This window comes from Streptomyces sp. BK022 (assembly GCF_004217355.1).
Taxonomy (GTDB): Bacteria; Actinomycetota; Actinomycetes; order Streptomycetales; family Streptomycetaceae; genus Streptomyces; species Streptomyces griseoluteus.
This window is the reverse complement of the sequence record NZ_SHKU01000001.1, coordinates 1,055,658-1,081,541: the sequence shown is the minus strand read 5'-3', so window position 1 is coordinate 1,081,541 and position 25,884 is coordinate 1,055,658. Positions and strand designations below refer to the sequence as shown.

Sequence of the window (25,884 nt, the reverse complement as noted above, 5' to 3'; positions counted from 1 at the left end):
TCCTACCGGTCCTCCCCCGCCAGCCTCCGTACCGCCTCCTCGTGGCGCTTGCGGTGGTCCGCGCGGCCGCTCACCCGGAGCAGGGCCTCCAGGGCGCGTACCGCGCCTTCGTCGTAGCCCGTGGACTCCGCCTCGTCGGCGGCGCGTTCCAGGAGGTGGAGGGCCTCGGTCTTGTTGCCGAGGGCCAGATGCGCCTCGCCGGAGACGGTGTGGAGGAGGGAGGTGCGGGCGGCTTCCTCGTGTTCGGGGCCGAGGTCCAGGGCCGTTCGGGCGACGTGGAGGGCGCGGTCCGGGTCGCCCGAGGAGAGGTGGGTGCGGGAGAGGTGGAGCAGGGCGAGCATCTCCGTGTGGGGGTTGCCCTCCTCGCGGGCCAGGGTGGCGGCTCGGGCGCAGTTGGCCAGGGCCGCGTTGAGGTCGCCCTGGGCGGACTGGACCACGGCCAGGTTGACGAGGGCGGTGGCCTCGCCCAGGCGGTCGGCGGTCCGACGGGCCAGGGCGGGTGAGGGTTCGAGGAGGGTGAGGGCGTCCACGAGGCGGCCCTCCTCGCTCAGGACCCAGCCGAGCAGGGTGCGGACCCGGGACTCGGCGTACGGGTCGTCCACGGCCTGGGCGCACTCCAGGGCCGTGTACAGCAGCGGCACCCAGTTGTCCCGCGAGCGCCAGACCACCTGGGGCCACTGCAGGAGGATGATCCGCCAGGCACGGTCGTCCAGCCCGGCGGCCCGCGCGGCGGTCACCGCCCGTGCCAGGTCCTCCCGCTCGGCGGCCAGCCAGTCCATGGCCTCCGCGCGATCGGCGAAGTCCCGTACGGCAGAGGGGCGCCGGAAGTCCTCGGGCAGTGCGAAACAGGGCTCGCCGCCCGGCTGGGCCGTCTCCGCGGCGGCGAGGGCGGTGGCGATGTAGTGGTCCAGGGCGCCCGTGAGCGCCGTGGGCCCGGTCGCGGGGTCGAGGTCGCGGGCGTAGAGACGTACGAGGTCGTGCAGCTCCCAGCGGCCCGGCGCGGTCTCGGTGACGAGGTGGGCGGCGCCCAGGCGTTCGAGGGCGCGGGCGGCGGCCGGCGGGTCGGTGCCGGCGAGGGCGGCCGCGGTGTAGGGGTCGAAGTGGGTACCGGGGTGGTGGCCGAGCCGGCCGAAGTGGTGCGCGGCCTCGCCGGGAAGGTGCTGCACGGTCAGGCGGAGGGCGGCCGGGACCCCGGTGTCGTCCACGGCGAGGTGGGCCAGCCGGCCGCGCTCGTCCGCCAGTTCGTCCGCGAGGTGGGCGAGGCTCCACTGCGGGCGGCCCGCGAGCCGGGCCGCCGTGACCCTGAGGGCCAGCGGGAGCCCTCCGCAGAGTTCGGCGAGTCTGCGCGCGGCCACCGGCTCCCCGAGCACCCGTTCCTCCCCGAGGACGCCCGCGAGCAGTGCCGTACCGTCCTGCGCGTCCAGCGTGCCGACGGGGACGGGCCGGGCCGCGTCGGAGGCGATGAGCCCCTCCAGGCGGTGGCGGCTGGTGACGACGGTGACGCAGTCGGCGCCGCCGGGCAGCAGGGTGCGGACGGTGGCGGAGTCACGCGCGTTGTCGAGGACGACCAGCAGCCGCAGCCGGTCGGTGAGGGTGCGGAACAGCGCGGCGGCGGCCGGGGCCGATTCCGGTATCCGGCGCGGCGGCACCCCGAGGGCGAGCAGGAACTCGCGCAGCACCTCGGTCACCGAGGGCTCGCCGGTGTCGCTGAAGCCGTGCAGGTCGGCGAAGAGCCGCCCGTCGGGGAAGGCGTCGGCGTTGCGGTGCGCCCACCACAGCGCGAGGGCGGTCTTGCCGACGCCGGCGGGCCCGGTCACCAGGCACACCGGCGCCTCCCCGGCGGCGGCCCGGCCGAGCGCGGCGAGTTCCGCGCCCCGGCCGTGGAAGCCGCGGGGCGCGCGGGGCAGCAGGTCGGCGTGCGCCTCGGCGGGCACGAGAGCGGGGCGGGGCGGTACGGGCGGCCGGACGGGGTCGGCCTCGGGCTTGGGCGTGGGCTTGGGACGCGCGGCCAGCAGCTCGGGTACGGGGTCGCCGCGCAGGATCAGCCCGTAGGCGTCGGCGAGTTCGCGGCCGGGGTCGATGCCGAGTTCGTCCGCGAGAAGCCTGCGGGTGCGGTGGAACCAGTCGAGCGCCTCCGACTGCCGACCCGCCTGGTACAGGGCGGTCATCAGCGCGGCGGACAGCGATTCGCGCAGCGGATGCGCGACGGCCTCGGTGCGCAGGACGGCGGCGGCCCGGTGATGCTCGCCCAGCCTGCCGTAGGCGAGCGCCAGTTGTTCCACGGCGGAGAGCCGGGACTCCTCCAGCGAGTGCGCGGCGGCCTGGAGCGGCGGTCCGGCGAAGGCGCCGCCGAGCGCGGGTCCGCGCCACAGCGCGAGGGCGTCGCCGAGCATGAGCACCGCGTCGGCGGGGTCGCGCTGTTCGCGGGCGAGGGTGAGCAGCTCCTCGAACCGCTGGGCGTCGAGCAGGGTTTCCGGCAGCCGCAGCGCGTACGCGTCCCCGGCGGTGAGGAGTTCGACGCCGTACGCCTCCGCGTCGCCCTCGGTGAGCAGGGCGCGCAGCCGGGACACATGGCCCTGGATGACTCCGCGCGCCTGGCTCGGCGGCTCGTCGTCCCACAGGCACGCCGTCAGCCGGCCCATCGGCACCGGGGTGTTGGCCGACAGCAGCAGCGCCGCGAGCAGGCTGCGGCGCTTGGCGGGGCCGAGCGGCAGCGGTCCCCGGCGGGTGTCGACGGAGACGGTGCCGAGCAGCCGGAACTCCACGGGGCATTCCTTCCGAGGCGGCCGGTACTGGAGAAAACAGCAGCATATCGGGGGGTTGCCCGGTGCCCTGCGGGGGATTCACGCCGACCTGTGCGTACCCTGCTGCCCGTGCCGTCCTCCCGTTTCCGCCGTGTCGCCGTCCTCGTCCTGGAGGGCGCCAAGCCGCTCGACGTGGGTATCCCGGCGCAGGTGTTCACGACCCGCGCGAGCATGCCCTACGAGGTGCGGGTGTGCGGGGCCGCGCCGGGTCTGGTGACGGGCGGCGACGGCCTGTCGTACCACGTGGCGCACGGCCTGGAGGCGCTGGAGTGGGCGGACGTGGTGTTCGTGCCGGGCTACCGGTTCCCGGACCGGGAGGAGCCGCCGGAGCCGGTGGTGGCGGCGCTGGTCGCGGCGCACGGACGGGGTGCTCGGCTGGCGGCGATCTCGACGGGGGCGTTCGCGCTGGCGGCCACCGGTCTGCTGGACGGCAGACGGGCCACCACGCACTGGCACTACGCGCGCGCCCTGGCGGCCAGGCATCCCCTGATCCGGGTGGACGAGAACGTGCTGTTCGTGGACGAGGGCAGCGTGCTCACGTCGGCCGGGGCGGCCTCCGGCATCGACCTGTGTCTGCACATGCTGCGCGGCGAGCTGGGAGTGGCCGCCTCCAACCACGCGGCCCGGCGGCTGGTCGCGGCCCCCTACCGCAGTGGAGGTCAGGCGCAGTACGTGCCGCGCAGTGTGCCGGAGCCGCTGGGCGAGCGGTTCGCCGCGACCCGGGAGTGGGCGCTGCACCGGCTCGGTGAGCCGCTGAGCCTCGAGGCGCTGGCCCGGCACGCCGCGGTGTCGCCGCGTACCTTCTCCCGGCGGTTCGCGGAGGACACCGGGTACACGCCGATGCAGTGGGTGACCCGGGCGCGGGTCGACCTGGCGCGCGAGCTGCTGGAACGGTCGGAGCACAGCGTGCAGAGAATCGCCCACGAGGTCGGGCTCGGCACCGGCACCAACCTCCGGCTGCACTTCCAGCGCGTGCTCGGGACCACGCCGAGCGAGTACCGGCAGACGTTCGCGCGGGGCGAGTGACCCTGGCGTGATCCTTGCGCACCATGGCGCTCCTGCCACTGCCGCGCCCGGCCCCCGTCCGCGAACCTGGGGGCGGACGGAAGGGACACCATTCATGACGCGCATCGCCATCAACGGATTCGGCCGCATCGGACGCAACGTGCTGCGGGCTCTGCTCGAACGCGACAGTGACCTCGAGGTCGTCGCGGTGAACGACCTCACCGAACCCGCGGGGCTGGCCCGGCTGCTGGCCTTCGACTCGACGGCCGGGCGGCTCGGCCGTCCGGTGGAGGTGGACGGCGACACCCTCGTGGTCGACGGCCGCCGTATCAAGGTCCTCGCCGAGCGGGAGCCGGCCCAGCTCCCCTGGGGCGAGCTGGACGTCGACATCGTGCTGGAGGCGACCGGCCGCTTCACCTCGGCGAAGGCAGCCCGCGCCCACCTCGACGCGGGCGCGGGGCGGGTGCTGGTGAGCGCCCCCTCGGACGGCGCCGACGTGACGCTGGCGTACGGGGTGAACAGCGACACCTACGACCCGGCGCTGCACACCATCGTGTCTAACGCCTCCTGCACGACCAACGCGCTGGCCCCACTGGCCGCCGTGCTGGACGAGCTGGCGGGCATCGAGCACGGGTTCATGACGACCGTGCACGCCTACACCCAGGAGCAGAACCTCCAGGACGGCCCGCACCGCGATCCCCGCCGGGCGCGCGCGGCCGGGGTGAACATCGTGCCGACGACCACGGGCGCGGCCAAGGCGATCGGCCTGGTGCTGCCGAACCTCGACGGCAAGCTGTCGGGCGACTCGATCCGGGTCCCGGTGCCGGTCGGCTCGATCGTCGAGCTGAACACCACGGTCGCCCGCGACGTCACCCGGGAGGAGGTGCTCGCCGCCTACCGCACGGCCGCCGAGGGCCCGCTCGCCGGTGTCCTGGAGTACTCCGAGGACCCGCTCGTCTCCTCCGACATCGTCGGCAACCCGGCCTCCTCCGTCTTCGACTCCGCCCTCACCCGTGTCGACGGCCGCCACGTCAAGGTGGTCGCCTGGTACGACAACGAGTGGGGCTTCTCCCACCGCGTCATCGACACGCTGGAGCTGCTCGCGCGCTGACCCCGGGGAAACTTCCTCGCCTGGGCCGACGGGTACGTGTGATGGTTCGGCGCATGGGCAACTCCAGGGCGTACCCCGTGTTCCGGACCACCGACAAGCCGGCGGCGTTCGCACAGGCCGTGCGCCTGTGCGCGCTGCTGGCGAGGCGGGACGACGAGGTCTACCTCACCGCCGATCTGCTGACGGTCGCGGACGTCCGGCAGATGGCCGCCGCCCTGCCCGGCACGAAGGTCTGCGTGAAGGTGCGGACGGACCCCTCGGGTGGGTCCGTCTGGGCCGACCTCGATCTCACGACGGCGGCCGACTCCGAACTCCAGCCGCGTCTGCCGCTGCACATCGGGGAGTTCTACCCTGCCAGGAGCGCGGACCAGCGCTTCCTGACGGCTCTGGGTGAGGGCACCGCCTCCGTCCAGTGGTCGGGCTCGTGGCCGGAGGACCCGGACGCGGACCAGCACGGCTCGGCGAAGTACGACGGCGTCCAGGTCGTGTTCCACGGCGACCAGGCGCAGGCGGACCGCTGGACCGAGCACCACACGGTCTTCGTCCACGTCAGCAACCGGGGCGACCTGCCCAGAGCACGAAAGCTCGCCGCCCACACAGGCGGCGAGGTCCTGGGCGAGGCTCAGCTCGGCTGGTGAGCGGCGGCGCCCAGGTACCGCAGCGCCGAGGCCGCCGCGCCCGCTCCGCACATCCCGTGGGCGCCCGGCCCCGGTGGGGTGGACGCCGAGCAGAGGTAGACGCCGGGCAGGCCGGTCGAGTAGGGGTCGAGGGTGGGGCGGGGGCCCAGGATCAGCTGCGGGACCGTCTTCGCGCCGGTGAGGATGTCGCCGCCCGCGAAGTTGGCGTTGGCGGCGGCGAAGCCGGCCGGGGTGGTGGCGCTCAGGCCCACGATCCGGTCGCGGGCGCCGGGGGCGAACCGTTCGAGCTGCCGCAGGATCGCCTCCGTGGCGTCCCCGGTGTAGCCGTACGGGACGTGCGCATAGGCCCAGACCGGGTGCACGTCGCCGACCGAGCGCCCGGGGTCGGCGAGGTACTGCTGGCCGACCAGGACGAACGGCCGCTCGGGCATGCGTCCGGCCGCCACGTCCCGCTCGGCCCGCGCGATCTCGTCGAACGTGCCGCCCAGGTGGACGGTCCCGGCGCGCCGCGCCTTCTCATGGGTCCACGGCAATCCGCCCTCCACCGCCAGGTCGATCTTGAAGGCGCCGGGACCCCGGCGGAACCGCCGGTAGGCGGACCGGGTCCGCGCGGGCAGCCGGTCGCCGTAGACGGCCGCGGCCTGGCCGGGGTCGAGGTCGAGCAGTGTCACGTCGGCGGCCGGGATCTGGCGGTGGTCGGTGATCCGCACGTTCGTCTCGACGCGCCCGCCGTACTCGCGCAGCGCCTTCTCCAGCGCGCGGGCGATGGACTGCGAGCCCCCCTCGGCCACGGCCCAGCCGGCCGCGTGCCCGGAGACCAGGATGCCGAGGCCGATGGCCGAGGTGAGCGGGCGGCCCAGCGGGCGGTAGGCGTGGGCGGCGATCCCGGCCCAGAGCGCGCGGGCCCGCGGGGTACGGAAGAGGCGGGCGAGAGCGGCGGCGGGCAGGGTGGTCGGCAGGCCGAAGCGGGCGAGCAGCAGCGGGTGGGAGGGAACGCGCAGCAAGGGGCCCATCACCTCGCCGGCGAGCGTGCCCCAGTGCCGTACCGAGGGCTCGACCAGCGCCCGGTAGCGGTCCCCGTCGGGGCCGAGCAGGCGGGCGGTCTCCGCGACGGAGCGCATCAGTACGCCCCCCGTGCCGTCGTCGAGGGGATGGACGCAGTCGACCTCGGGCAGGAGCCAGCGCAGTCCGTGCCGCTCCAGCTCCAGTTCGCGCAGGGCCGGTGAGCCGACGGCCATGGGGTGGATGGCGGAGCAGTGGTCGTGCAGCAGGCCGGGCAGCAGGCCCTCGTAGCTGCGGGTGCCGCCCCCGACCTCGTCGGCGGCCTCCAGCAGCGTGACGTCGAGCCCCGCCTTGGCGAGCAGCGCGGCGCCGGCCAGCCCGTTGGGCCCGCCGCCGACGACTACGGCCGTGGCCCGCGGCCGCGTCGTGGATGTCATGGTGCCGAGTCTGCCCTACCGGCGCGTGCCCCGGCTTCCCTCCGGATCGGCGCCCGGGGCAATCAGGAAACACGCATCTGTTCAGGCTCGTTAGGTTGGGCCGGGCGCCTTTCCCCAAGTCGACGCGACTATGCACCGGAGATACCTTTTATCCAGATTGCGGCCGGATCGAGCGGGAGAAGGACGTAGTGGAACTAGCAATCGCTCAGGAGACCATCGCCCGGTGGCAGTTCGGTGTCACGACCGTCTACCACTTCCTCTTCGTCCCGCTCAGCATCGGCCTGGGAGGCATCGTCGCCGGTCTGGAGACGGCCTGGGTGCGGACAGGGAAGGAGAAGTACTTCCACGCCACCAAGTTCTGGGGAAAGCTCCTGCTGATCAACCTCGCGCTGGGCGTGGTCACGGGCATCTTCCAGGAGTTCCAGTTCGGCATGAACTGGTCGAGCTACTCCCGCTTCGTCGGTGACGTCTTCGGCGCCCCGCTGGCGATGGAAGCGCTGATCGCCTTCTTCTTCGAGTCCGTGTTCATCGGGCTCTGGATCTTCGGCTGGAACCGGCTCCCGAAGAAGGTCCACCTGGCGACGATCTGGGTCGTGACCATCGGCAGCCTTCTCTCCGCGTACTTCATCCTGGCCGCGAACTCCTTCATGCAGCACCCGGTCGGCTACCGGATCGACCCGGCGAACGGCAAGGCCCGGCTCACCAACATCTGGCGGGTCCTGTTCCAGGACACCACCCTGGTGCAGGTCTTCCACACCCTGACGGCGGCGTTCATCACGGGCGCCGCCTTCGTCATGGGCATCTCCGCCTACCACCTGTGGCGGGCCAAGCGCGGCAAGGACACCAACCGCAAGCGGATCGCGGCCATGCGCAGCTCGCTCAAGCTGGCCCTGGTCGTCTGCACGATCGCCGGCCTCCTCACCGCGCTCAGCGGCGACCGCCTGGCCAAGGTCATGTTCCAGCAGCAGCCCATGAAGATGGCGGCGGCCGAGGCCCTGTGGGACACCCAAGGGCCGGCACCCTTCTCGATCTTCTCGGTGGGCAACGTCGGCAAGGGGCGCAACGACGTCGCGCTGGAGGTCCCCGGCGCGCTCTCCTTCCTGGCCAAGAGCAACTTCCACTCCCCCGTCCCCGGCATCAACGACCGGGCCGACGAGCAGGTACGGCTCTTCGGCGGCACCCGCGCCGACTACATCCCCAACATCTTCATGACGTACTGGGGATTCCGGCTGATGATCTTCTTCGGCATGACCAGCTTCACCATCGGCCTGCTCGGCCTGTACCTCACCCGCAGGAAGCTCTGGGTCAGACCCAGGTTCCGCACGGGCGAGGACGAGCCGCCGAACCTGATGATCACCGACAGGATCCGGATGAACGACTTCTTCACCAGGTGGAGCTGGCGGATCGTCGTGCTGACCCTCGGTTTCCCGCTGCTCGCCAACAGCTTCGGCTGGATCTTCACCGAGATGGGCCGTCAGCCGTGGGTGGTGTTCCACCTGAAGAAGACCGCGGACGCCGTCTCGCCCAATGTCAGCGTGGGCACCCAGGTCGGCTCGCTGGTCGCGCTTTCCGTGGTCTACGCGATCCTCGCGGTGGTCGAGGGCGGTCTCATGGTCAAGTACTCCAGACCGGGGCCCGATGTCGACGAGCGGCCCCCCACCAAGGACCCGACCCTGCGCATCTCCCCCGACGACCAGGACAAGCCGCTCTCCATCGCCTACTGAGGACGGATCGCCATGCATCTCCACGATCTCTGGTTCATCCTGATCGCCCTCCTGTGGGTCGGCTACTTCTTCCTGGAGGGGTTCGACTTCGGGGTGGGCGTCCTCACCCAGACGATGGCCCGCGACAGCACCGAGCGGCGCGTCCTCATCAACACCATCGCCCCGGTCTGGGACGGCAACGAGGTCTGGGTGATCGCCGCCGCCGGCGCCACCTTCGCGGCCTTCCCCGACTGGTACGCCACCCTGTTCAGCGGCTTCTACATCCCGCTGCTGATCATCGTGCTCTGCCTGATCGGACGCGGAGTCTCCTTCGAGTACCGGGCCAAGCGCGACAGCATGCGCTGGCAGCTGAGCTGGGAGCAGGTCACGTTCTGGACCTCGGTGATCATCCCGTTCCTGTGGGGCGTCATCTTCGCCAACATGGTCCGCGGCATCGCCATCGACCGCCAGAAGTCCTATGTGGGCTCCCCCGGTGACCTGTTCAACGGGTACGCCGTGCTCGGCGGCATCACCACGCTGGTGCTGTTCACCTGCCACGGAGCGATCTTCGCGGCGCTGAAGACGGAGGGCGAGATCCGCCGGCGGGCCCGCAGGCTGGTGCCCGTGCTGGGCCTCGCCTCCCTCCTGCTGCTCCTGGCGTTCCTGCTGTGGACACAGGCGAACTCGGGCAACGGCCAGAGCCTCGGGGTGATGATCGTGGCCTTCGTGGCGCTGCCCGTCGCCCTGTTCTTCAACCAACTGGGCCGCGAGGGCTGGGCGTTCGTCTTCTCCGCGCTCACCGTGGTCGCGTCCTTCGCCATGCTGTTCCTGACGTTGTTCCCGGACGTGATGCCCTCGACGCTGAACCCGGCCTGGTCGCTGACGGTCTCCAACTCCTCGTCCGCGTCGTACACCCTGACGGTGATGACGATCGTCGCGGCGATCTTCGCGCCGCTGATCATCATCTACCAGAGCTGGACGTACTGGGTGTTCAGCAAGCGCATCGCGGTGCACCACATCCCGGCCGGCCACTGAGCCGTAAGCGGCACACGGGTGGGCCCCCTCCGGCCGGAGGGGGCCCACCCATGTGCCGGGGTCCGGTCAGGTCGCCGGGGAGATGTGCACCTTGACGTGCTTCATGAGCGGCTGGTCGCTCTGGGTGCTGTAGTCGCACAGCGCGATCAGCACGTTCATCTCGGGCATGTACCCGGCCGCACAGCCGCGCGGCATGTCGTACGGGATGGCGAGGTAGCCGTCGAGGTAGCGGTGGCTGCCGTCCTTCGCCGTGGCGACGATGTTCACCGGGTCGAACTCCGAGATCCCGCGCTCGCGCATGTCGTCCTCGTTCATGAAGACGAGTTCGCGCAGGTTCTTGATGCCGCGGTAGCGGTCGTTGTCGGAGTAGATCGTGGTGTTCCACTGGTCGTGCGAGCGCATCGTGCCGAGCGCCAGCATGCCCGGGGCGGGCACCACGTCGGCCAGCTTGGCGCTGGAGAACTCCGCCCTGCCGGACTCGGTGAGGAAGATCAGCTCACGGGCGGGCTGCTTGATGCGGAAGCCCAGCGGAAGCCGGACCCGGCGGTTGAAGTCCTCGAAGCCGTCCAGGACTTCGGACATGGTGTCCCGGATGCGGTCGTAGTCCTCGATGTACCACTCCCACGGCGTGGGGCTCGCGGGCAGGGCGGCGCGGGCCATGCCGGCGACGATCGCGGGCTCGGAGAGCAGCTTCTTGGAGGCGGGCCGCTTCATGCCGACCGACAGGTGGACCATCGACATCGAGTCCTCGACCGAGGTGCTCTGCACGCCGCCCCGCTGGTGGTCCTTGTCCGTGCGGGCGAGGCACGGCAGGATCAGCGCCTCCTTGCCGTGGACGACATGGCTGCGGTTCAGCTTGGTGCTGACCTGGACCGTGAGATCGCAGTTGCGCAGCGCCTCGTAGCTGAACGGCGAGTCGGGCACCGCGAGGGCGAAGTTGCCGCCCATGCCGATGAACACCTTGACGTCGCCCCGGTTCATCGCCTGGAGCGTGCCGATGGTGTCGAGGCCGTGGTCGCGCGGCGGGTCGATCTTGCAGACCTCGGCCAGCCGGTCCAGGAACTCCGGCTCGGGGCGGTGGTCGATGCCGCAGGTGCGGTTGCCCTGCACGTTGCTGTGCCCGCGCACCGGGGAGGGACCGGCCCCCTCGCGGCCCAGGTTGCCGCGCAGAAGCAGCAGGTTGATGATCTCGCGGACGGTGTCCACGCCGTGCTCGTGCTGGGTGACGCCGAGGCACCAGCTGATGATGGAGCGGTCGGCGTCGGTGTAGATCCGGGCCGCCTTGAGGATGTCCGCGCGGCTGAGCCCGGACTGGCGCTCCAGCTCCTCCCAGGGCGTGGCCTCGCACAGCGCCCGGTACTCCTCGAAGCCGACGGTGTGCCGGTTGATGAACTGGCTGTCGATGGCCTTGGGGTCGATCTTGGCCTGCTCCAGCACCGCCTTGGCCATGCCGCGCAGCAGCGCCATGTCACCGCCGATCCGCACCTGGAGGTCCAGGGTGCTGGTCCGGGTGGCGTGGAAGGTGGCCATGTCCAGGAAGTCGTGCGGGATGATCGCCTTGGTGGCGCCCGCCTCGATGAACGGGTTGATGTGCACGATCTGCGCACCCCGGTCGAACGCCTCGGTCAGCGAGGTGAGCATCCGGGGCGCGTTGGAGGCGACGTTGACGCCGAGGATGAACAGGGCGTCGGTGGCTTCCCAGTCCTTGAGGTCGACGGTGCCCTTGCCGGTGCCGAGCGCGGCCTGCATGGCACGCCCGCTGGCCTCGTGGCACATGTTGGAGCAGTCGGGCAGGTTGTTGGTGCCCAGCTCGCGCGCCATCAACTGGTAGAGGAAAGTGGCCTCGTTGCCGAGCCGGCCCGAGGTGTAGTACGACGCCTGGTTGGGGTTCTCCAGATTGCGCAGGTGGCGTCCGACGAGCTCGAAGGCGTCGTGCCAGGAGATCGGCACGTAGTGGTCGGTGGCCGCGTCGTAGACCATGGGCTCGGTGAGCCGGCCCTGGTCCTCCAGCTTGAAGTCGCTCCACTCGTGCATTTCGCTCACCGTGTGGCGCGCGAACATCTCACGGTCGGCCCTCTTGTGCGTCAGTTCCCATGTGACGTGCTTGATTCCGTTCTCACAGATGTCAAGCTTCAGGCCCTTGGTGTCATCCGGCCACGCACATCCGGGACAGTCGAAACCACCGTTCTCGTGGTTCATCTTCATGATGGCCCGCGGGCCCTCGATCAGCGTTCCCTCGTCCAGCAGGAATTTGGTCACGCTTTTGGCGGCGCCCCATCCAGCGGCGGGGTGGTGGTAAGGGTGGAAGTACGGCTCCCCCTTGGGGATCGGGCCCACGCGAGGCTCGAGGTCCGACTCCGCCTCCATCATCCGTGACTGTTCTTCGTCCAAGGTGCTCAAGGCTCTCACCCTTCCGCCGTCGCGGCGTGCGTCCATACCTGTCTATGGAGCTTTAGGCCAGAGTATGTCGGGGTATCAGCACCCGCCACGCGACGCGCACCCCTTGAAAACAAAGGCCGAACGGCGTTTTCCGGATCGGTCTCGGGACCTCATTCCCCGGCATCGGAAAAAGGGGTTTCCGATAACTCAGAAAAGGCGGAACGGCACGGAATCCGGTCTCGGTGACCGAGTTCCGTGCCGCATGGTCCAGGCGGAAAGGGAGGTCCAGCTCGCAGGTGCGACCCCCTTCAGGGAGCCGGGGTGACCGGCGCCGCCTCCTCGCGCCGCTGGGCCGAGAGCACCTGTTCCCGGCGGGCGACGACCACCGCGGTGCCGGCGGCGCTCAGCGCGAAGGAGAGCAGGACGAACCGGGGCCGGTCGAGCCGGTAGCCGAGGAGCCGGTCCAGGGAGTAGCGGCCGGGCCCGGTCAGGCCGATACAGGTGGCGATGTAGCCGAGGTAGGCCGGGTATTCGTAGCCGCCCGCCATGGCGAAGAATCCGTTGGGGCGGTGCACGGAGACGGCGCCGCCCATGCCCCCGGCCACGGCGGCACCGGCGGCGGGCGTGGCGAGACCGAGCGCGAGCAGGACTCCGCCGCCCAGCTCGGCCGACCCGGACGCGATGGCGCTCACCTTGCCGGGGCGGAAGCCCACGGACTCCATGAACTCGGCCGTGCCCTCGATGCCTCCGCCGCCGAACCAGCCGAGCAGCTTCTGCGCACCGTGGGCGGCCAGTACGCCGCCGGTGCCGAGGCGTACGGCCAGCAGTCCGAGATCCTTGCGTCGCCCCATGGGGTGGTCCTTCCGTCGGCAAAGCGGTCCGAACTGGGCAACACGCTAGCGACCATCGGGGCGGCACGCCCCCCGGAGTACGCGAGGGACACGCGAGGGGCACGCGAGATCGCGGGGTCCGCTCCCTTCGGTCACCCGGAGCAGATGGCCGGTGTCGCGGCGGGACGTTCCGGCGTCCGGGCTCTATCGTCGGCTTGCGTCCGCGGGCGGTGCGGCCCGGCGGCCGACCATGTACGGGCCCCGCGCCGCAGCCCGTTCGGCGGTTGCCGCCGACTGCACCTCTTGGAGTGGTATGGCATCCGGGATGCCCCCGCACGCGTCCGGACCGTGGGTGAGCGCGGCGCAGCTGCTGGGGCGGTGGAAGCTGTGGCTGATGCCCGCCGTGCTCAGCTCGCTGGTCGCGCTGGTGCTGTCGCTGCTGTACATGGGCGGCATCCTCACCCCGGAGGGCAGCCTGCACCGGATGCCGGTGGCGCTGGTCGACCAGGACGAGGGCAAGCCGCTGCCGGGTCAGCAGGCCAACGTGGGCACGCAGGCCGCCCGCTCCATCCTCTCCTCCGGCTCTTCCGACGACCGGGTCCGCTGGCGCCCGATGTCCCGGGCCAGGGCGCAGGACGAGCTGGCGTCGGGCCGGGTGTACGGCGCCCTGGTGATCCCGGCGGACTTCACGGCGACCGTGGGCGCGCTGGCCACCCCGGACGCGAAGTCCCGCCCGGCGCTGACCGTGCTGACCAACCCCGGCGTCGGCAGCCTGGCCTCCTCGCTCGCGGGGCGGATCACGCAGAGCGCGGCGCACCAGGTGTCGGTCTCGGTCGGCAAGCAGTTGTCGGCGTCTCCCGAGGTGAGGCGGGCGAGCGCGGCGACCCGGGTGCTGATCGCCGACCCGGTGGAGGTGCGGACCCAGGTGGGCCATCCCATCGGCGCCCACAGCGGGCTGGGTCTGAGCGCCTTCTACTACGCGCTGCTGCTGGTGCTGGCCGGGTTCATCGGCGGCAACATCATCCACAACGGCGTCGACAGCGGGCTCGGCTACGCCGACACGGAGATCGGCCCCTGGCACTCGCGGCGTCCGACGGTGCACATCACCCGGACCCAGACGCTGGTGCTGAAGATGGTGATGACGGCCGGCCTCTCGCTGCTCACCACCTCGCTGATCATGCTGGCGACGATCGGCGTACTGGGCATGGACGCCCCGCACGCCGGTCTGCTGTGGGTGTTCTCGTACTGTGCGACGCTGACGGTCGGGCTGGGGGTCCAGGCGATCAACGCGGCCTTCGGCAGCCTGGGACAGCTCGTGTCGATGTTCGTCTTCATCGCGTTCGCGCTGCCGTCCTCGGGCGCCACCGTGCCGCTGGAGGCGGTGCCGGGCTTCTACCGGTTCCTCGGGGCCTTCGAGCCGATGCGTCAACTGGCGGCCGGGGTACGGGCGATCCTCTACTTCGACGCCCGTGCCGACGCCGGGCTGGGGCGCGGCTGGACGATGATCGCGATCGGCTTCGTGGTGGCCCTGGCGTTCGGCTTCGCGGCGACCCGCTACTACGACCGCCGGGGCCTGCACCGGATGGTGCCCCAGCCGGGTTGACCGCCCGCTACTCCGACAGGGGCGGCGGACTCGTACGCGGGGGCGTGGGGTCCAGGTAGACGCGCTTGACCGCCGGGATGAGGGTGCGCAGCCTGGTCTCCGCCTCCTCGCAGGCCCACTCGATCTGGGCGGAGGTGGAGACGTCGCGGAAGTCGACCTTGGCCGCGATCAGGATCTCCCCCGGCCCCTGGACCAGCGTGGTCAGTTCCATCACGTCCTGGACGGCGTCCACGGAGAGCAGTTCCCGGCGTACGGCCTCCCGCATCGGTTTGGGCAGGGCGCGGCCGACGAGGAGTTCGGTGTTGGCACGGCCGAGGATGTAGGCCACGGCGATGAGCAGCACACCGATGAGGATGGAGGCGATGCCGTCGAAGATCCCGGAGCCGGTGAGCTGGCCGCCGAGCAGCCCGAGGGCGGCGAGCACCAGGCCGATGAGCGCGGCGGAGTCCTCCATGACGACGGCCTTCACGGCGGTGTCGGGGGTGTGCTGGAGGTAGCGCAGGATCGGCACCCGGAAGTGCTCGGCCCGGCCGGTGGCCTGCCGCCAGCCGGTGCGCAGGGAGAGCCCCTCCAGCACGAACGCGACGGCGAGCACGATGTAGGAGATCAGCGGGTCGCCCGGCTTCTCGCCCTGGGTGAGGGCGTGGATGCCGTCGTACACGGCGAAGACGCCGCCGCCGACGAAGGTGGCGACGGAGGCGAGCAGCGCCCAGATGTACCGCTCGGGGCCGTAGCCGAGGGGGTGGTCCTCGTCGGCGGGTTTCCTGCTCCGCTTGAGGGCGACGAAGAGCAGGGCCTCGGTCAGGGTGTCGGCGACCGAGTGCCCGGCCTCGGCGAGCATGGCGCTGGAGCCGCTGAGCACACCGGCGACGGCCTTGGCGAGCGCCACGCCGAAGTTGGCGGCGGCCGCCACGAGGACGGTGAAGGTCGACCCGCCCGCGCCGGGACCGCCCGCGGAGCCCACGCGGGGGTCCAGGTAGGGGCCCCCGCCCGCGTTCGTCCCTCGTTCCATTCCCGGTTCACCCTGTTCGCTCATAGCCGGACAGTAACCCTCTTCCGTGATCTCATGACCGGTCCAGGTGGTCGTGGACGACCTCGGCGGCGCCGAGGGTGAGGTCGGTGAGCGGATGGCTCACCGAGACGGCCTCCAGGACGGGCAGGCCGGTGCCGACGTGCAGGCACAGGTTGTACTCGCCCTGCTCACCGTCGAGTTCGACGGTGGCCGGACCCGGTGATGTCGCGGCACCGGCGGTCGGCGGTTCGGGGTGTCCGGCCGCGTCGTGCTGCTCGATGCCGGGGACGCCCACTCTCGGCCGCCCGCCGGGCACCGGCCGGCGCTGCCGTCCGAACGGGGGACCCGGGTGCCGTTCGGGTGAGGGCGCCGTTTCCGTGCGGGGCGTGCGCGGAACACCTTGCCCGCGCCGCGCTGTGCCGGCCGCCGCCCGTGACCGACGACGAACCGATGGCGAACCGCCGACGACAGGACGTGCAGATGCAGGGCTTCTCCCGTGAACCGGGCACGCACGGACCGGTCGACCAGGTGCCCCCCAAGGGCCTGCGGAGGATCTACCGCTGGGCCGCGCTCATCGCCGTCGGCGGCTTCCTCTTCGGCTACGACACCGGGGTGGTCTCCGGCGCCCTGCTGTTCATCACCCGCGACTTCCACCTCTCCGCCGCCGAGCAGGGCACCATCGTCTCCGTCCTGCTGGTCGGCGCCATGGCGGGCGCGCTGCTCGCGGGCCGGCTCGCGGACGCGATCGGGCGCCGGAAGGCGGTGGCGCTGGAGGGCGCCGTCTTCATCGTCGGCACCGCCGTCGCCGCGACCGCGCCGACGTACTGGCACCTGCTGGTCGGCCGGGTCGTGCTCGGGCTCGCGGTGGGCGCGGCCTCGGCGACCGTGCCGGTGTACCTCTCGGAGATCTCCCCCACCGCGATCCGGGGCCGGGTGCTGAGCGCCAACCAGCTCATGATCACGGTGGGCATCCTGGTGTCGTACCTGATCGACCTGGCCTTCTCCGGCAGCGGGGACTGGCGGCTGATGTTCGCGCTCGGCGCCGTCCCGGCGTCGGTGCTGACGCTGTGCGCGCTGCTGGTGCTGCCGGAGTCGCTGCCCTGGCTGGTGCGCAAGGGCCGCTGGACCGAGGCCCGCGAGGTGCTGACGCTGGTGCTGCCGAAGGACGACGCGGAGCGGGTGGTGACCGGGCTGCGGCACCGGGACGGCGCCCACGCGCCCCGGCCGGGCTGGCGGACGCTGCTCGGCCCGAAGGTGCGCCCGGCGCTGATCGTGGGCGTGACGATGGCCGTCGTCCAGCAGTTCGGCGGCATCAACACGATCATCTACTACGCGCCGACCATCATCGAGAAGACCGGGCTCAGCGCCTCCAACTCGATCTTCTACTCGGTGTTCATCGGTGTGATCAACCTGGTGATGACCATCGTGGCGACCAGGCTCATCGACCGGGCGGGCCGGCGCACCCTGCTGCTGTTCTCGCTGGCCGGGATGACGCTTCTGGTGGCACTGCTGGGCCTGAGCTTCGTCGCGAGCTGGAACTCCGAGCTGTCCCTGCTCTACATGATCCTTTACATCGCCGCCTACGCGGGCGGTCTCGGACCCATCTTCTGGGTGCTGGTGGGCGAGCTGTTCCCGCCGGCGGTGCGGGCGCTGGGGTCGAGCACGGCGACGACCACCAACTGGATCTCCAACTTCGCGGTCAGCCAGGCCTTCCTGCCGCTGGCGGCCGCGATCGGGCAGGGCGAGACGTTCCTGGTGTTCGCCGTGATCTGCCTCTGCGGGCTGCTGTTCGTGGCCCGGTTCGTGCCCGAGACGAAGGACCGCTCCTTCGAGGAGGTCGACGCCGCCCTCCAGGCCCGGTTCGGGCACCCCGGCCCGGCCGGGAAGGACACCGGCCGCCGGGCCGGGGACCGCAGCCGGACCTGAGGAGCCGGGAAACAGGCCGGGCCCGGTCGCCCCGCGGTGGGGTGACCGGGCCCGGTGCGGCCGTCGCTCAGGACTGGGGCCGCTTGCCGTGGTTGGCGCCGTTCTTGCGGCGGGCCTTCTTCTTCCGGCGTCGCTTCGAGGACATGCGGGCCTCCTTCTGGCGTGGTCGGACACGTTCGGTACGGGGACGGATGATCTCCTGCCCCGCGGTCCGGACACCATACATGCGGGTATGCCCCGCGAGCACGGTCGCCCGGCGCGCGCCCCGAGTCGCGCGCCGGGTCCGGGACACGGACGATACGAGAGACCGAGAAAGGGGGCGCCGTCGCGCGCGCCCGCCGCCGGGACGAGGAGTATCCGCCGATGGCCGGAACCTGGGAAGCCGACACTCTGGTGATCTTCGGGGTGACCGGGGATCTCGCGCGGAAGATGACCTTCCCCGCGCTCTACAAGCTGGAGGGCCGGGGGCTGCTCGACTGCCCCGTGATCGGTGTCGGCCGCCGCGAGATGAGCCACGACGAGCTGGCGGACCTGGTCCGTACGGCGGTGGAGCAGGCGGAGGAGTCGGTCGACCGGGCCGTGCTGGAGCGGCTGGCAGGCCGGATGGCCTATGTGGCCGGAGACCTCACCGTGCCCGAGACCTATGGGCGGCTCGCCCAGGAGCTGGGGCGCCGCAAGCGTCCGCTGTTCTATCTGGAGACCCCGCCCGCGCTGTTCGCCCCGATCGTGGACCAGCTCGCCTCCGCCCGGCTGCTGGGGCAGGCGCGGGTGGCGCTGGAGAAGCCGTTCGGGCACGACCTGGCGTCGGCCCGCGCCCTGGACCGCAAGCTGACGGCGGTGCTGGACGAGAACCAGATCCTGAGGGTCGACCACTTCCTGGGCAAGGAACCCGTCATCGAGCTGGAGTACCTGCGGTTCGCCAACTCCGCGCTGGCCGAGCTGTGGCACCGGGACAGCGTGGTGGCCATCCAGATCACGATGGCCGAGGAGTTCGGCGTCGAGGGCCGCGGTGGCTTCTACGAACAGGTCGGCGCGCTGCGCGATGTGATCCAGAATCACCTGCTGCTGGTGCTGGCCCTGGTGGCGATGGACCCGCCGGTCGGGCCGAGCGCGACCGATCTGTGGGACAAGCGGATCGAGGTGCTGCGCGCGATGCCCGAGGCGGACGTGCACGCGTACGTGCGCGGCCAGTACATCGGCTACCAGCAACTGCCGGGTGTGGCACCGGACTCGACCGTGGAGACGTACGCGGCGCTCCGGCTGGAGATCAACAACTGGCGGTGGGACGGCGTGCCGGTCTTCATCCGCGCGGGCAAGCGGCTGCCGGTACGGGTGACCGAGGTGCGGCTGATCCTGCGCGAGCCTCCCCGGCTCGGCTTCCTCCCCGACCCCGGCCAGGTCGCCGGCAACCAGATCGTGCTGCGCATCGACCCCGAGGCCGGCATGCGCCTCCAGCTCTCCGCCCTGGACGAGGAGTCGGCCTGGCGTCCGGTCCCCCTGGACACCGTCTTCGCCCGCGAACTCGGCAAGCCCCTCGCCCCGTACGAACGCCTCCTGTACGCGGCCCTGACCGGTGACGACAAGTACTTCGCACCGCAGCGGGCGGTCGAGGAGTGCTGGCGGATCATCCAGCCGCTCCTCACCTATCCCCCGCCGGTCCACCCGTACCCGCCCGGCTCCTGGGGCCCGCCCCAGGCGGACGCGCTGGTGGCGGGCAGTCCGCCGTGGCAGCGGCCCTGGGTCCCCGAGGTTCCCCCGGCACCGGGCTCGCGCCAGTAGGGTGCTCGTGTCCAGCACTTTCCGTCTGTAGCACTGGAGCAGGAATGACCGGTGACCCCGAGCCGATCAGCGCCGACGCACGCAAGGCGCTCGAGCAGGAACTGTCCGATCTGCGTGAGGAGCGCAAGACGGTCGCCGCGACGCTGAAGGACTCCGACGAGGTCGGGGACCGTGCCGACCAGGCCGACGAGATCCAGCGGGCCGACCAGCTGGGCCGGCTGGACGAGCGCATCGACCGGGTCGAGGACCGGCTGCGCCAGGCGGACATCGGGGGCCCGGTCCCGACCGACAAGGTCGGGGTGGGCACGACGGTCACCGTCCGGTTCGCGGACGGCACCACGGACACCCTGCACATCGGCGAGATCGCCGACGCCCGCGACCCGAAGCTGGTCACCTCCGACAGCCCGCTGGGCCGCGCGCTGCTCGGCCGCACCCCCGGCGACACCGTCAGCTACGACGCCCCGGACGGCGAGGCCACCGCGGTCGTGGTCTCCCTGGGCGCGCCCGGCGACAAGGGCTGAGAGAGCGGCGGACAGACACGAGCCCGGGCGGGCTGGACATCGCGTCCGGTCCGCCCGGGCTCGTCGGCCGCCCGCGGGGTCAGCCGTCGTAGTGGGAGGGCGGGAAGGGGTCCTCCTGCTCGCGCTGCCGGCGCGTCAGGTCACCCGTCTCCACCTCGCCCCGTTCGACCTGGCGGTCGATCTCGGCGCTCTCCTGCTCGTAGATCCGCTCCGGGCTCTCCTGCTCCCGGACGGGGAGGCCGACGTCACGCCGGTCCTCCTGGGTGCGTTCCTGAAGCTCGGTCTCGTCCGGGCGGCGGGGCAGCCCACGCCCGTGGTCGCTGTCGGGGTCGCCCTCGACCCTCTTGTTGGACTTGTGGTGGTGCGCCATGGGGTTCTCCTTGCCGCCGTAAGTCCTACTTGGCTTCGGCGTCCTTCGAGTCGGCCTTCTTCTTGCCGCCGGACGCGGTCTTCTTGGCCGCCGCCTTCTTCCCCGCGGGCTCGTCGCCCTTCTCGGACTTCTTCTCGTCCGGCTTGCGCACGATGACGTGCAGCGAGTCGTTCTGTACATCCGCGACGATCGTGTCCCCCGGGTCGGCCTGGCCGCTGAGCAGCAGCTCGGCGATGCGGTTGTCCAGCTCGGTCTGGATCGTGCGGCGCAGCGGACGCGCGCCGAACTCCGGCTGGTGACCGTGGGCGATCAGCAGCTTCTTCGCCGCCTCGGTGACCTCCAGCTGCAACCCCTGCGCCTTCACCCGGCGCCGGCTCTGGTCCAGCAGGTGGTCCACGATCTCGGAGAGGTCGTCCTCGGTGAGGCTGTGGAAGATGATGATGTCGTCGATCCGGTTGAGGAACTCGGGCAGGAACCGGCCGCGCAGCTCCTCCAGCAGGTCGTCCTTGATCTCGGACACGTCGCCCTGGTGCGCCAGGATCAGGTGGGCGCCGATGTTCGACGTCATGATGATGACGGTGTGCCGGAAGTCGACGGTGCGGCCCTGGCCGTCGGTCAGCCGGCCGTCGTCCAGGATCTGGAGCAGCGTGCTGAACACATCCGGGTGCGCCTTCTCGATCTCGTCGAACAGCACCACGCTGTACGGCTGGCGGCGGACCTTCTCGGTGAGCTGTCCGGCCTCCTCGTAGCCGACGTATCCGGGAGGCGCGCCGACCAGGCGGGAGACGGTGTGCTTCTCCTGGAACTCGCTCATGTCGAACCGGATCATGCGGTCCTCGTCGCCGAACAGCAGCTCGGCGAGGGCCTTGGCGAGTTCGGTCTTGCCGACACCCGTGGGGCCGAGGAAGAGGAAGGAGCCCACCGGACGGTCCGGGTCGCCCATGCCGGCGCGGTTGCGGCGGACCGCCTGCGAGACCGCGGTGACGGCCTCGTTCTGCCCGACGATGCGGGCGTGCATCTCCTCCTCCAGGTTGAGCAGCCGCTCCTTCTCGCTGGCGGTGAGCTGCGAGACGGGGATGCCGGTCCGGCGGGAGACGATGTCGGCGATGTCGTTCGGGGTGACGGTGACGACGCCCTCGCGGCGCTCCTCGATGCCGGCGAGTTCGGCCTCGACCTCGGCGATCTTCTTCTTGAGGTCGTTCGCCCTCTCGTAGTCCTGGCCGGACACCGCCTCGTCCAGCTCGCGGCGCAGCTTGGCGATCTTGTCCTCGCGGGCGACCACCTCGGTGGAGCGGGCCGCGCTGCGCAGCCGTACCCGCGCGCCGGCCTGGTCCATCAGGTCGATGGCCTTGTCCGGGAGGAAGCGGTCGGTGATGTAGCGGTCGGACAGCCCGGCACAGGCTTCGAGCGCGGCGTCCTCGTAGCGGACCTGGTGGTGGGCCTCGTAGGCGTCGCGCAGCCCTTCGAGGATCAGCACCGTCTCCGCGACGCTGGGCTCCGGCACCATGACGGGCTGGAAGCGCCGTTCGAGGGCGGCGTCCTTCTCGACGTACTTGCGGTACTCGTCGATCGTGGTCGCGCCGACGACGTGCAGCTCGCCGCGGGCGAGGGCGGGCTTGAGGATGTTGCCCGCGTCCATCGAGCCCTCGCCGGTGGCGCCGGCGCCGACGACGGTGTGCAGCTCGTCGATGAAGAGGATGATCTCGCCCTCGGAGGCCTGGACGTCCTCGATGACCTTCTTCAGTCGCTCCTCGAACTGGCCGCGGTACTGGGCGCCGGCCACCAGGCCGGACATGTCGAGGGCGACGACCCGCTTGTCCTTCAGGGTGTCGGGTACGTCCCCGATCACGATGCGCTGGGCGAGTCCCTCCACGATGGCGGTCTTGCCGACGCCGGGCTCGCCGATGAGCACCGGGTTGTTCTTGGAACGGCGGGAGAGGATCTCGACCGTCTGCTCGATCTCGTCGGCGCGTCCGACCACCGGGTCGAGCTTGCCCTGCTTGGCCTCCTCGGTGAGGTCACGGCCGAACTCGTCCAGCGTGCTGGTGGGGCCGCCCCCCGGGCGGCCCTGGTCCTGGCGCGCGGCCTGCTCGGTGCGCGAGGCCAGCTTCTTTCCGTCGAGGCCCTCGGCGGACAGCAGACGCCCGGCGCCGGAGTCGGCGTCGTCCAGCAGCGCGGCCAGGATGTGCTCCGGGCCGATGTAGGAGTTGCCGGCCGCCTGCGACTGGGCGAAGGCGTCGGCGAGGGTGCGCTTGGCCGCCGGGGTGAGGCCCGGCTCGGCGGACGGGGTGCCGGACTCGCCGGGCAGCACCTCACTGATCGTCTCGGCGAGCTTGTCGGGGTCGACCCCGGCCTGCGCGAGGATGCGGCGGCTGGGCTCGACCTTGGTCGCGGCCCACAGCAGGTGCTGGGTGTCGAGGTCGGAGGTGCCGTCCTCCTCGGCCTTCTGCGCGGCCAGGTTGAGCAGTTCCCGCGAGGACTCGGTGAGCAGCCGGCCGATGGGAACTCGCTGCACAGCGGGGGGTGATGACGCCGGTGACATGCCGAAGAACCGGTTCAGCAGGTCGCTGAACGGGTCGGAGGAACCGAACGGTGAACCGAACGACATCGACATGGCAGCTCCTGGTGCGCGACGGATCAGGTTTTCACTGAACCGCGATGTCCAGGGCCTCGCAACCTGAGGAAGCAAGCTCCCCCAAGGGATTTCCGGGCTTTCCCCACCCGTTTGCCTGAGCCTTGCTGCCGGTGTCGAGCGTGTTGTGCACACTCCTTATATGCAGGCGAGGAGAAGAGGAGTCCGGGCATGAGCGAACGTGCGGGCGTTGCGAGATCGGCCTGGTGGGCCGGACACGATCCCGTGGTGGAACTCCAGCAGTTGTGGGGCGAGGTCAGCCGCCTGGTGGAGCAGTCCGCGCAGCCGGCCGAGCCGGCCAGGCACTGGATGCCGCTGGTCGAGGAGGAGGACGCGGGCGACGCCTATCTGGTCCGCGCCGAATTGCCGGGCATTCCCCGCGAGAGCGTGAACATCGAGATCGACGGCCGTGAACTGCACATTCACGGCTCGCTCGACGAGAACACCGGCAAAAACGCCCTGCGCCGCAGGGACGGCAGTTTCTCCTACGGGGTACGGGTCCCCGGTGACGTCGATGTCGAGGGCGTTCAGGCCGATCTCTCCGACGGTGTCCTGACACTCCGGCTGCCGAAATCCCAGGCGGCCACCCGGCGCTCGATCGAGATCCGTTCCTGAAAGCGCGCGCATACGAAAGCGACCGGCCCCGGAAATGGCCGGCCGCTTTCGGCGTGACGTCCGACTCGGCGCGGGCGTGACGGCTAAGCGGGCGTCACCATGACATTGACGTTCTTCATCAGCGGCTGGTCGCTCTGCGTGCTGTAGTCGCCGATCGCGCAGAGCACGTTCAGCTCCGGCATGTACCCGGCCGCGCACCCCTCGGGGATGTCGTACGGGATCACCTTGTAACCGTGGACGCTGCGCTTACTGCCGTCCTTGGCGATGCTGGTGATGTCGACCTCGTCGAAGAGGCTCAGCCCCCGCTCGGCCATGTCCTCCTTGTTCATGAAGATCAGCGTGCGCAGGTTCCTGACCCCGCGGTAGCGGTCGTCGTCCGAGTAGATCGTGGTGTTCCACTGGTCGTGGGAGCGCATCGTGCCGAGCTTGAGCATGCCGGTCGCGGGAACGACGTCGGTCAGGCCGGCGCTGGAGAACTCGGCGCGCTCCGTGGGGGTGCGGAAGACGAGTTCGCGGGCGGGCTGCTTGATGCGGAAGCCCAGCGGCAGCCGGACCCGGCGGTTGAAGTCCTCGAAGCCCTCCAGCGCCTTGGCCATGGTGTCGCGGATGCGGTCGTAGTCCTCGACGTACCACTCCCACGGGGTGGCGCTGTCGGGCAGGGCGGCGCGTGCCATGCCGGCGATGATCGCGGGCTCGGAGAGCAGGTGCTCGGAGGCGGGGCGCTTCATGCCGACGGAGAGGTGGACCATGGACATCGAGTCCTCGACCGAGGTGCCCTGCTCGCCGCCTGCCTGCCTGTCCTTCTCGGTCCGGCCGAGGCAGGGCAGGATGAGCGCCTGCTTGCCGTGCACCAGGTGGCTGCGGTTGAGCTTGGTGCTGACCTGCACGGTCAGCTCGCACTTGCGCAGCGCGTCGAAGGTGTAGGCGGTGTCCGGCGCGGCGAGGGCGAAGTTTCCCCCCATGCCGACGAAGACCTTGACGTCGCCGGTGTGCATGGCCTCGATGGTGTTGACGGTGTCCAGGCCGTGCTCGCGGGGCGGGTCGATCTCGCAGACCTCGGCCAGCCGGTCGAGGAACTCCTTGGACGGCCGGTGGTCGATTCCGCAGGTGCGATTGCCCTGCACGTTGCTGTGTCCGCGCACCGGGGACGGACCGGCACCCTCGCGGCCCAGATTGCCCCGAAGCAGCAGGACGTTGACGATCTCGCGGACGGTGTCCACGCCGTGCTCGTGCTGGGTGACGCCGAGGCACCAGCTGAAGATGGCGCGGTCGGCGTCGCAGTAGATCCGCGCGGCGGACTCGATCTCGGCGCGGCTCAGCCCGGACTGGAGTTCCAGCTCCTCCCAGGACGTGGCCTCGACGACCGCGCGGTAGTCGGCGAAGCCCGAGGTGTGCCGGTCGATGAACTCCTGGTCGAGCGCCTTGGGGTTGGTCTCCGACTCGGCGAGGATCGCCTTCGCCATGCCGCGCAGCAGGGCCATGTCGCCGCCGATGCGCGGCTGGAGGTTGAGCGAGCTGGTGGGAGTGGCCCGGTTGAGCGCCATGTCGACGAAGTCGTGCGGGATGATCGTGCGGGTGGCGGCCGCCTCGACCAGCGGGTTGATGTGCACGATCTTCGCCCCGCGCTTGTACGCCTCGGCGAGCGAGGTGAGCATCCGGGGCGCGTTGGAGGCGGCGTTGACGCCGATGATGAACAGGGCGTCGGTCTTCTCCCAGTCCTCCAGGTCGACGGTGCCCTTGCCGGTGCCGAGCGCGGCCTGCATGGCGCGCCCGCTGGCCTCGTGGCACATGTTGGAGCAGTCGGGCAGGTTGTTGGTGCCCAGCTCGCGCGCCATCAGCTGGTAGAGGAAGGTCGCCTCGTTGCCGAGCCGGCCCGAGGTGTAGTACGACGCCTGGTCGGGGCTCTTGAGGCTGCGCAGGGTGGTGCCGACCAGGTCGAAGGCGTCCTGCCAGGAGACGGGGACGTAGGTGTCGGTGTCCGCGTCGTAGCGCATGGGATGCGTGAGGCGGCCCTGGTCCTCCAGCGCGGCGTCGCTCCAGGTGGCGAGCTCGCTGACGGTGTGGGCGGCGAAGAAGGCGGGGCCGACGCGCTTGTGGGTCATCTCCCACGTGACGTGCTTGATGCCGTTCTCGCAGATGTCGAGCCTGAGGCCCTTGAGGTCGTCCGGCCACGCGCAGCCGGGACAGTCGAAGCCCTTGCCCTCGTGGTTCATCTTCTGGATGGCCTTGGGGCCTTCGAGGAGTTCGCGCTCACGTATCAGGAAGCGCGTGACGCTCTTGGCCGCTCCCCAGCCGGCCGCCGGGTGGTGGTAGGGCTGGAACTCCGGGGCCCGCTTATCGGCACCTTCGGTGGGTCGTCCCGACGTGTCTTGGCTCATCACAACTCCCTGTGTTCCAGGCCGACTCGCTGCGTGCAGATGACGCGAGTGCGGCCCAGCCTAGGACACCGGGGTCCGGACGTGACCAGGATCGTCGCCCCGCG

At 71.0% G+C, this 25,884-nt stretch carries 19 protein-coding genes; 10 read left to right on the top strand and 9 right to left on the bottom strand.

Translation table 11 applies throughout. The annotated features are described in order from the left end of the window. Positions 1–2: 2 nt before the first annotated feature. The gene (locus EV284_RS04910; RefSeq protein WP_130330557.1) at positions 3–2,765 is read right to left on the bottom strand and encodes a BTAD domain-containing putative transcriptional regulator; all 2,763 of its coding nucleotides are present in this window, start codon (positions 2,763–2,765) and stop codon (positions 3–5) included. Between the two features lie 108 nt (positions 2,766–2,873). On the opposite strand from EV284_RS04910, the gene EV284_RS04905 reads away from it, so the two are divergent. The 3 genes from EV284_RS04905 (at position 2,874) to EV284_RS04895 (ending at position 5,558) form a co-directional block, all read left to right on the top strand. After that, positions 2,874–3,830: a helix-turn-helix domain-containing protein gene (locus tag EV284_RS04905; protein ID WP_130330555.1), complete on the top strand. Its 957-nt coding sequence runs from the start codon at positions 2,874–2,876 to the stop codon at positions 3,828–3,830. A gap of 94 nt (positions 3,831–3,924) precedes the next feature. Then, entirely contained in the window at positions 3,925–4,920 is a 996-nt protein-coding gene (gene gap, locus EV284_RS04900) for a type I glyceraldehyde-3-phosphate dehydrogenase (protein WP_130330553.1), read from the top strand. Positions 4,921–4,973: 53 nt separating this feature from the next. Next, a complete protein-coding gene (locus tag EV284_RS04895; protein WP_130330551.1) occupies positions 4,974–5,558 on the top strand; it encodes a hypothetical protein in 585 nt (194 codons plus the stop codon). Here the strand turns inward: EV284_RS04895 and EV284_RS04890 are convergent. Then, positions 5,543–6,997 carry an NAD(P)/FAD-dependent oxidoreductase gene (locus EV284_RS04890; protein ID WP_130330549.1) on the bottom strand — a complete coding sequence of 485 codons (1,455 nt, stop codon included), beginning with the start codon at positions 6,995–6,997 and terminating at the stop codon, positions 5,543–5,545. The two genes, EV284_RS04895 and EV284_RS04890, sit on opposite strands and share 16 nt — an antisense overlap. Before the next feature lie 188 nt (positions 6,998–7,185). Here EV284_RS04890 and EV284_RS04885 point away from each other — a divergent pair, with 188 nt between their 5' ends. Both EV284_RS04885 and cydB read left to right on the top strand, forming a co-directional pair. Further along, positions 7,186–8,721, top strand: coding sequence for a cytochrome ubiquinol oxidase subunit I (locus EV284_RS04885; protein WP_130330547.1), 1,536 nt, complete (start codon positions 7,186–7,188; stop codon positions 8,719–8,721). A 12-nt stretch (positions 8,722–8,733) separates the two neighbouring features. Further along, positions 8,734–9,735: a cytochrome d ubiquinol oxidase subunit II gene (gene cydB / locus EV284_RS04880; protein WP_130330545.1), complete on the top strand. Its 1,002-nt coding sequence runs from the start codon at positions 8,734–8,736 to the stop codon at positions 9,733–9,735. 66 nt (positions 9,736–9,801) lie between these two features. Here the strand turns inward: cydB and EV284_RS04875 are convergent, their stop codons facing one another. Next, the gene (locus EV284_RS04875) at positions 9,802–12,105 is read right to left on the bottom strand and encodes an FdhF/YdeP family oxidoreductase (RefSeq protein WP_130331114.1); all 2,304 of its coding nucleotides are present in this window, start codon (positions 12,103–12,105) and stop codon (positions 9,802–9,804) included. Positions 12,106–12,422: 317 nt separating this feature from the next. Then, positions 12,423–12,965, bottom strand: coding sequence for a DoxX family protein (locus EV284_RS04870; protein WP_130330543.1), 543 nt, complete (start codon positions 12,963–12,965; stop codon positions 12,423–12,425). A gap of 292 nt (positions 12,966–13,257) precedes the next feature. Between EV284_RS04870 and EV284_RS04865 the strand changes: the two genes are divergently transcribed. Then, positions 13,258–14,547, top strand: coding sequence for a DUF3533 domain-containing protein (locus EV284_RS04865; protein WP_130330541.1), 1,290 nt, complete (start codon positions 13,258–13,260; stop codon positions 14,545–14,547). Positions 14,548–14,554: 7 nt separating this feature from the next. On the opposite strand, the gene EV284_RS04860 is transcribed toward EV284_RS04865, so the two are convergent. After that, entirely contained in the window at positions 14,555–15,583 is a 1,029-nt protein-coding gene (locus tag EV284_RS04860) for a cation diffusion facilitator family transporter (RefSeq protein ID WP_242625566.1), read from the bottom strand. Between the two features lie 28 nt (positions 15,584–15,611). After that, on the bottom strand, positions 15,612–15,854 hold the full coding sequence (locus tag EV284_RS33130) for a hypothetical protein (RefSeq protein ID WP_242625565.1): 243 nt from the start codon (positions 15,852–15,854) through the stop codon (positions 15,612–15,614). Between the two features lie 185 nt (positions 15,855–16,039). On the opposite strand from EV284_RS33130, the gene EV284_RS04850 reads away from it, so the two are divergent. The 3 genes from EV284_RS04850 (at position 16,040) to EV284_RS04840 (ending at position 19,785) form a co-directional block, all read left to right on the top strand. Next, positions 16,040–17,485, top strand: a complete 1,446-nt coding sequence (locus EV284_RS04850; RefSeq protein WP_130331110.1) for a sugar porter family MFS transporter — start codon at positions 16,040–16,042, stop codon at positions 17,483–17,485. 363 nt (positions 17,486–17,848) lie between these two features. Next, on the top strand, positions 17,849–19,264 hold the full coding sequence (locus EV284_RS04845; RefSeq protein ID WP_130330539.1) for a glucose-6-phosphate dehydrogenase: 1,416 nt from the start codon (positions 17,849–17,851) through the stop codon (positions 19,262–19,264). Between the two features lie 44 nt (positions 19,265–19,308). Next, the gene (locus EV284_RS04840; protein WP_130330537.1) at positions 19,309–19,785 is read left to right on the top strand and encodes a GreA/GreB family elongation factor; all 477 of its coding nucleotides are present in this window, start codon (positions 19,309–19,311) and stop codon (positions 19,783–19,785) included. A gap of 79 nt (positions 19,786–19,864) precedes the next feature. On the opposite strand, the gene EV284_RS04835 is transcribed toward EV284_RS04840, so the two are convergent. Together EV284_RS04835 and EV284_RS04830 are read right to left on the bottom strand one after the other, a co-directional pair. Then, on the bottom strand, positions 19,865–20,155 hold the full coding sequence (locus tag EV284_RS04835; protein ID WP_130330535.1) for a hypothetical protein: 291 nt from the start codon (positions 20,153–20,155) through the stop codon (positions 19,865–19,867). Positions 20,156–20,180: 25 nt separating this feature from the next. Beyond that, positions 20,181–22,769: an ATP-dependent Clp protease ATP-binding subunit gene (locus EV284_RS04830; RefSeq protein ID WP_130330533.1), complete on the bottom strand. Its 2,589-nt coding sequence runs from the start codon at positions 22,767–22,769 to the stop codon at positions 20,181–20,183. A 189-nt stretch (positions 22,770–22,958) separates the two neighbouring features. On the opposite strand from EV284_RS04830, the gene EV284_RS04825 reads away from it, so the two are divergent. Next, on the top strand, positions 22,959–23,402 hold the full coding sequence (locus EV284_RS04825; RefSeq protein ID WP_130330531.1) for an Hsp20/alpha crystallin family protein: 444 nt from the start codon (positions 22,959–22,961) through the stop codon (positions 23,400–23,402). An 83-nt stretch (positions 23,403–23,485) separates the two neighbouring features. On the opposite strand, the gene EV284_RS04820 is transcribed toward EV284_RS04825, so the two are convergent. Further along, the gene (locus tag EV284_RS04820; RefSeq protein WP_130330529.1) at positions 23,486–25,780 is read right to left on the bottom strand and encodes an FdhF/YdeP family oxidoreductase; all 2,295 of its coding nucleotides are present in this window, start codon (positions 25,778–25,780) and stop codon (positions 23,486–23,488) included. Positions 25,781–25,884: the final 104 nt, after the last annotated feature.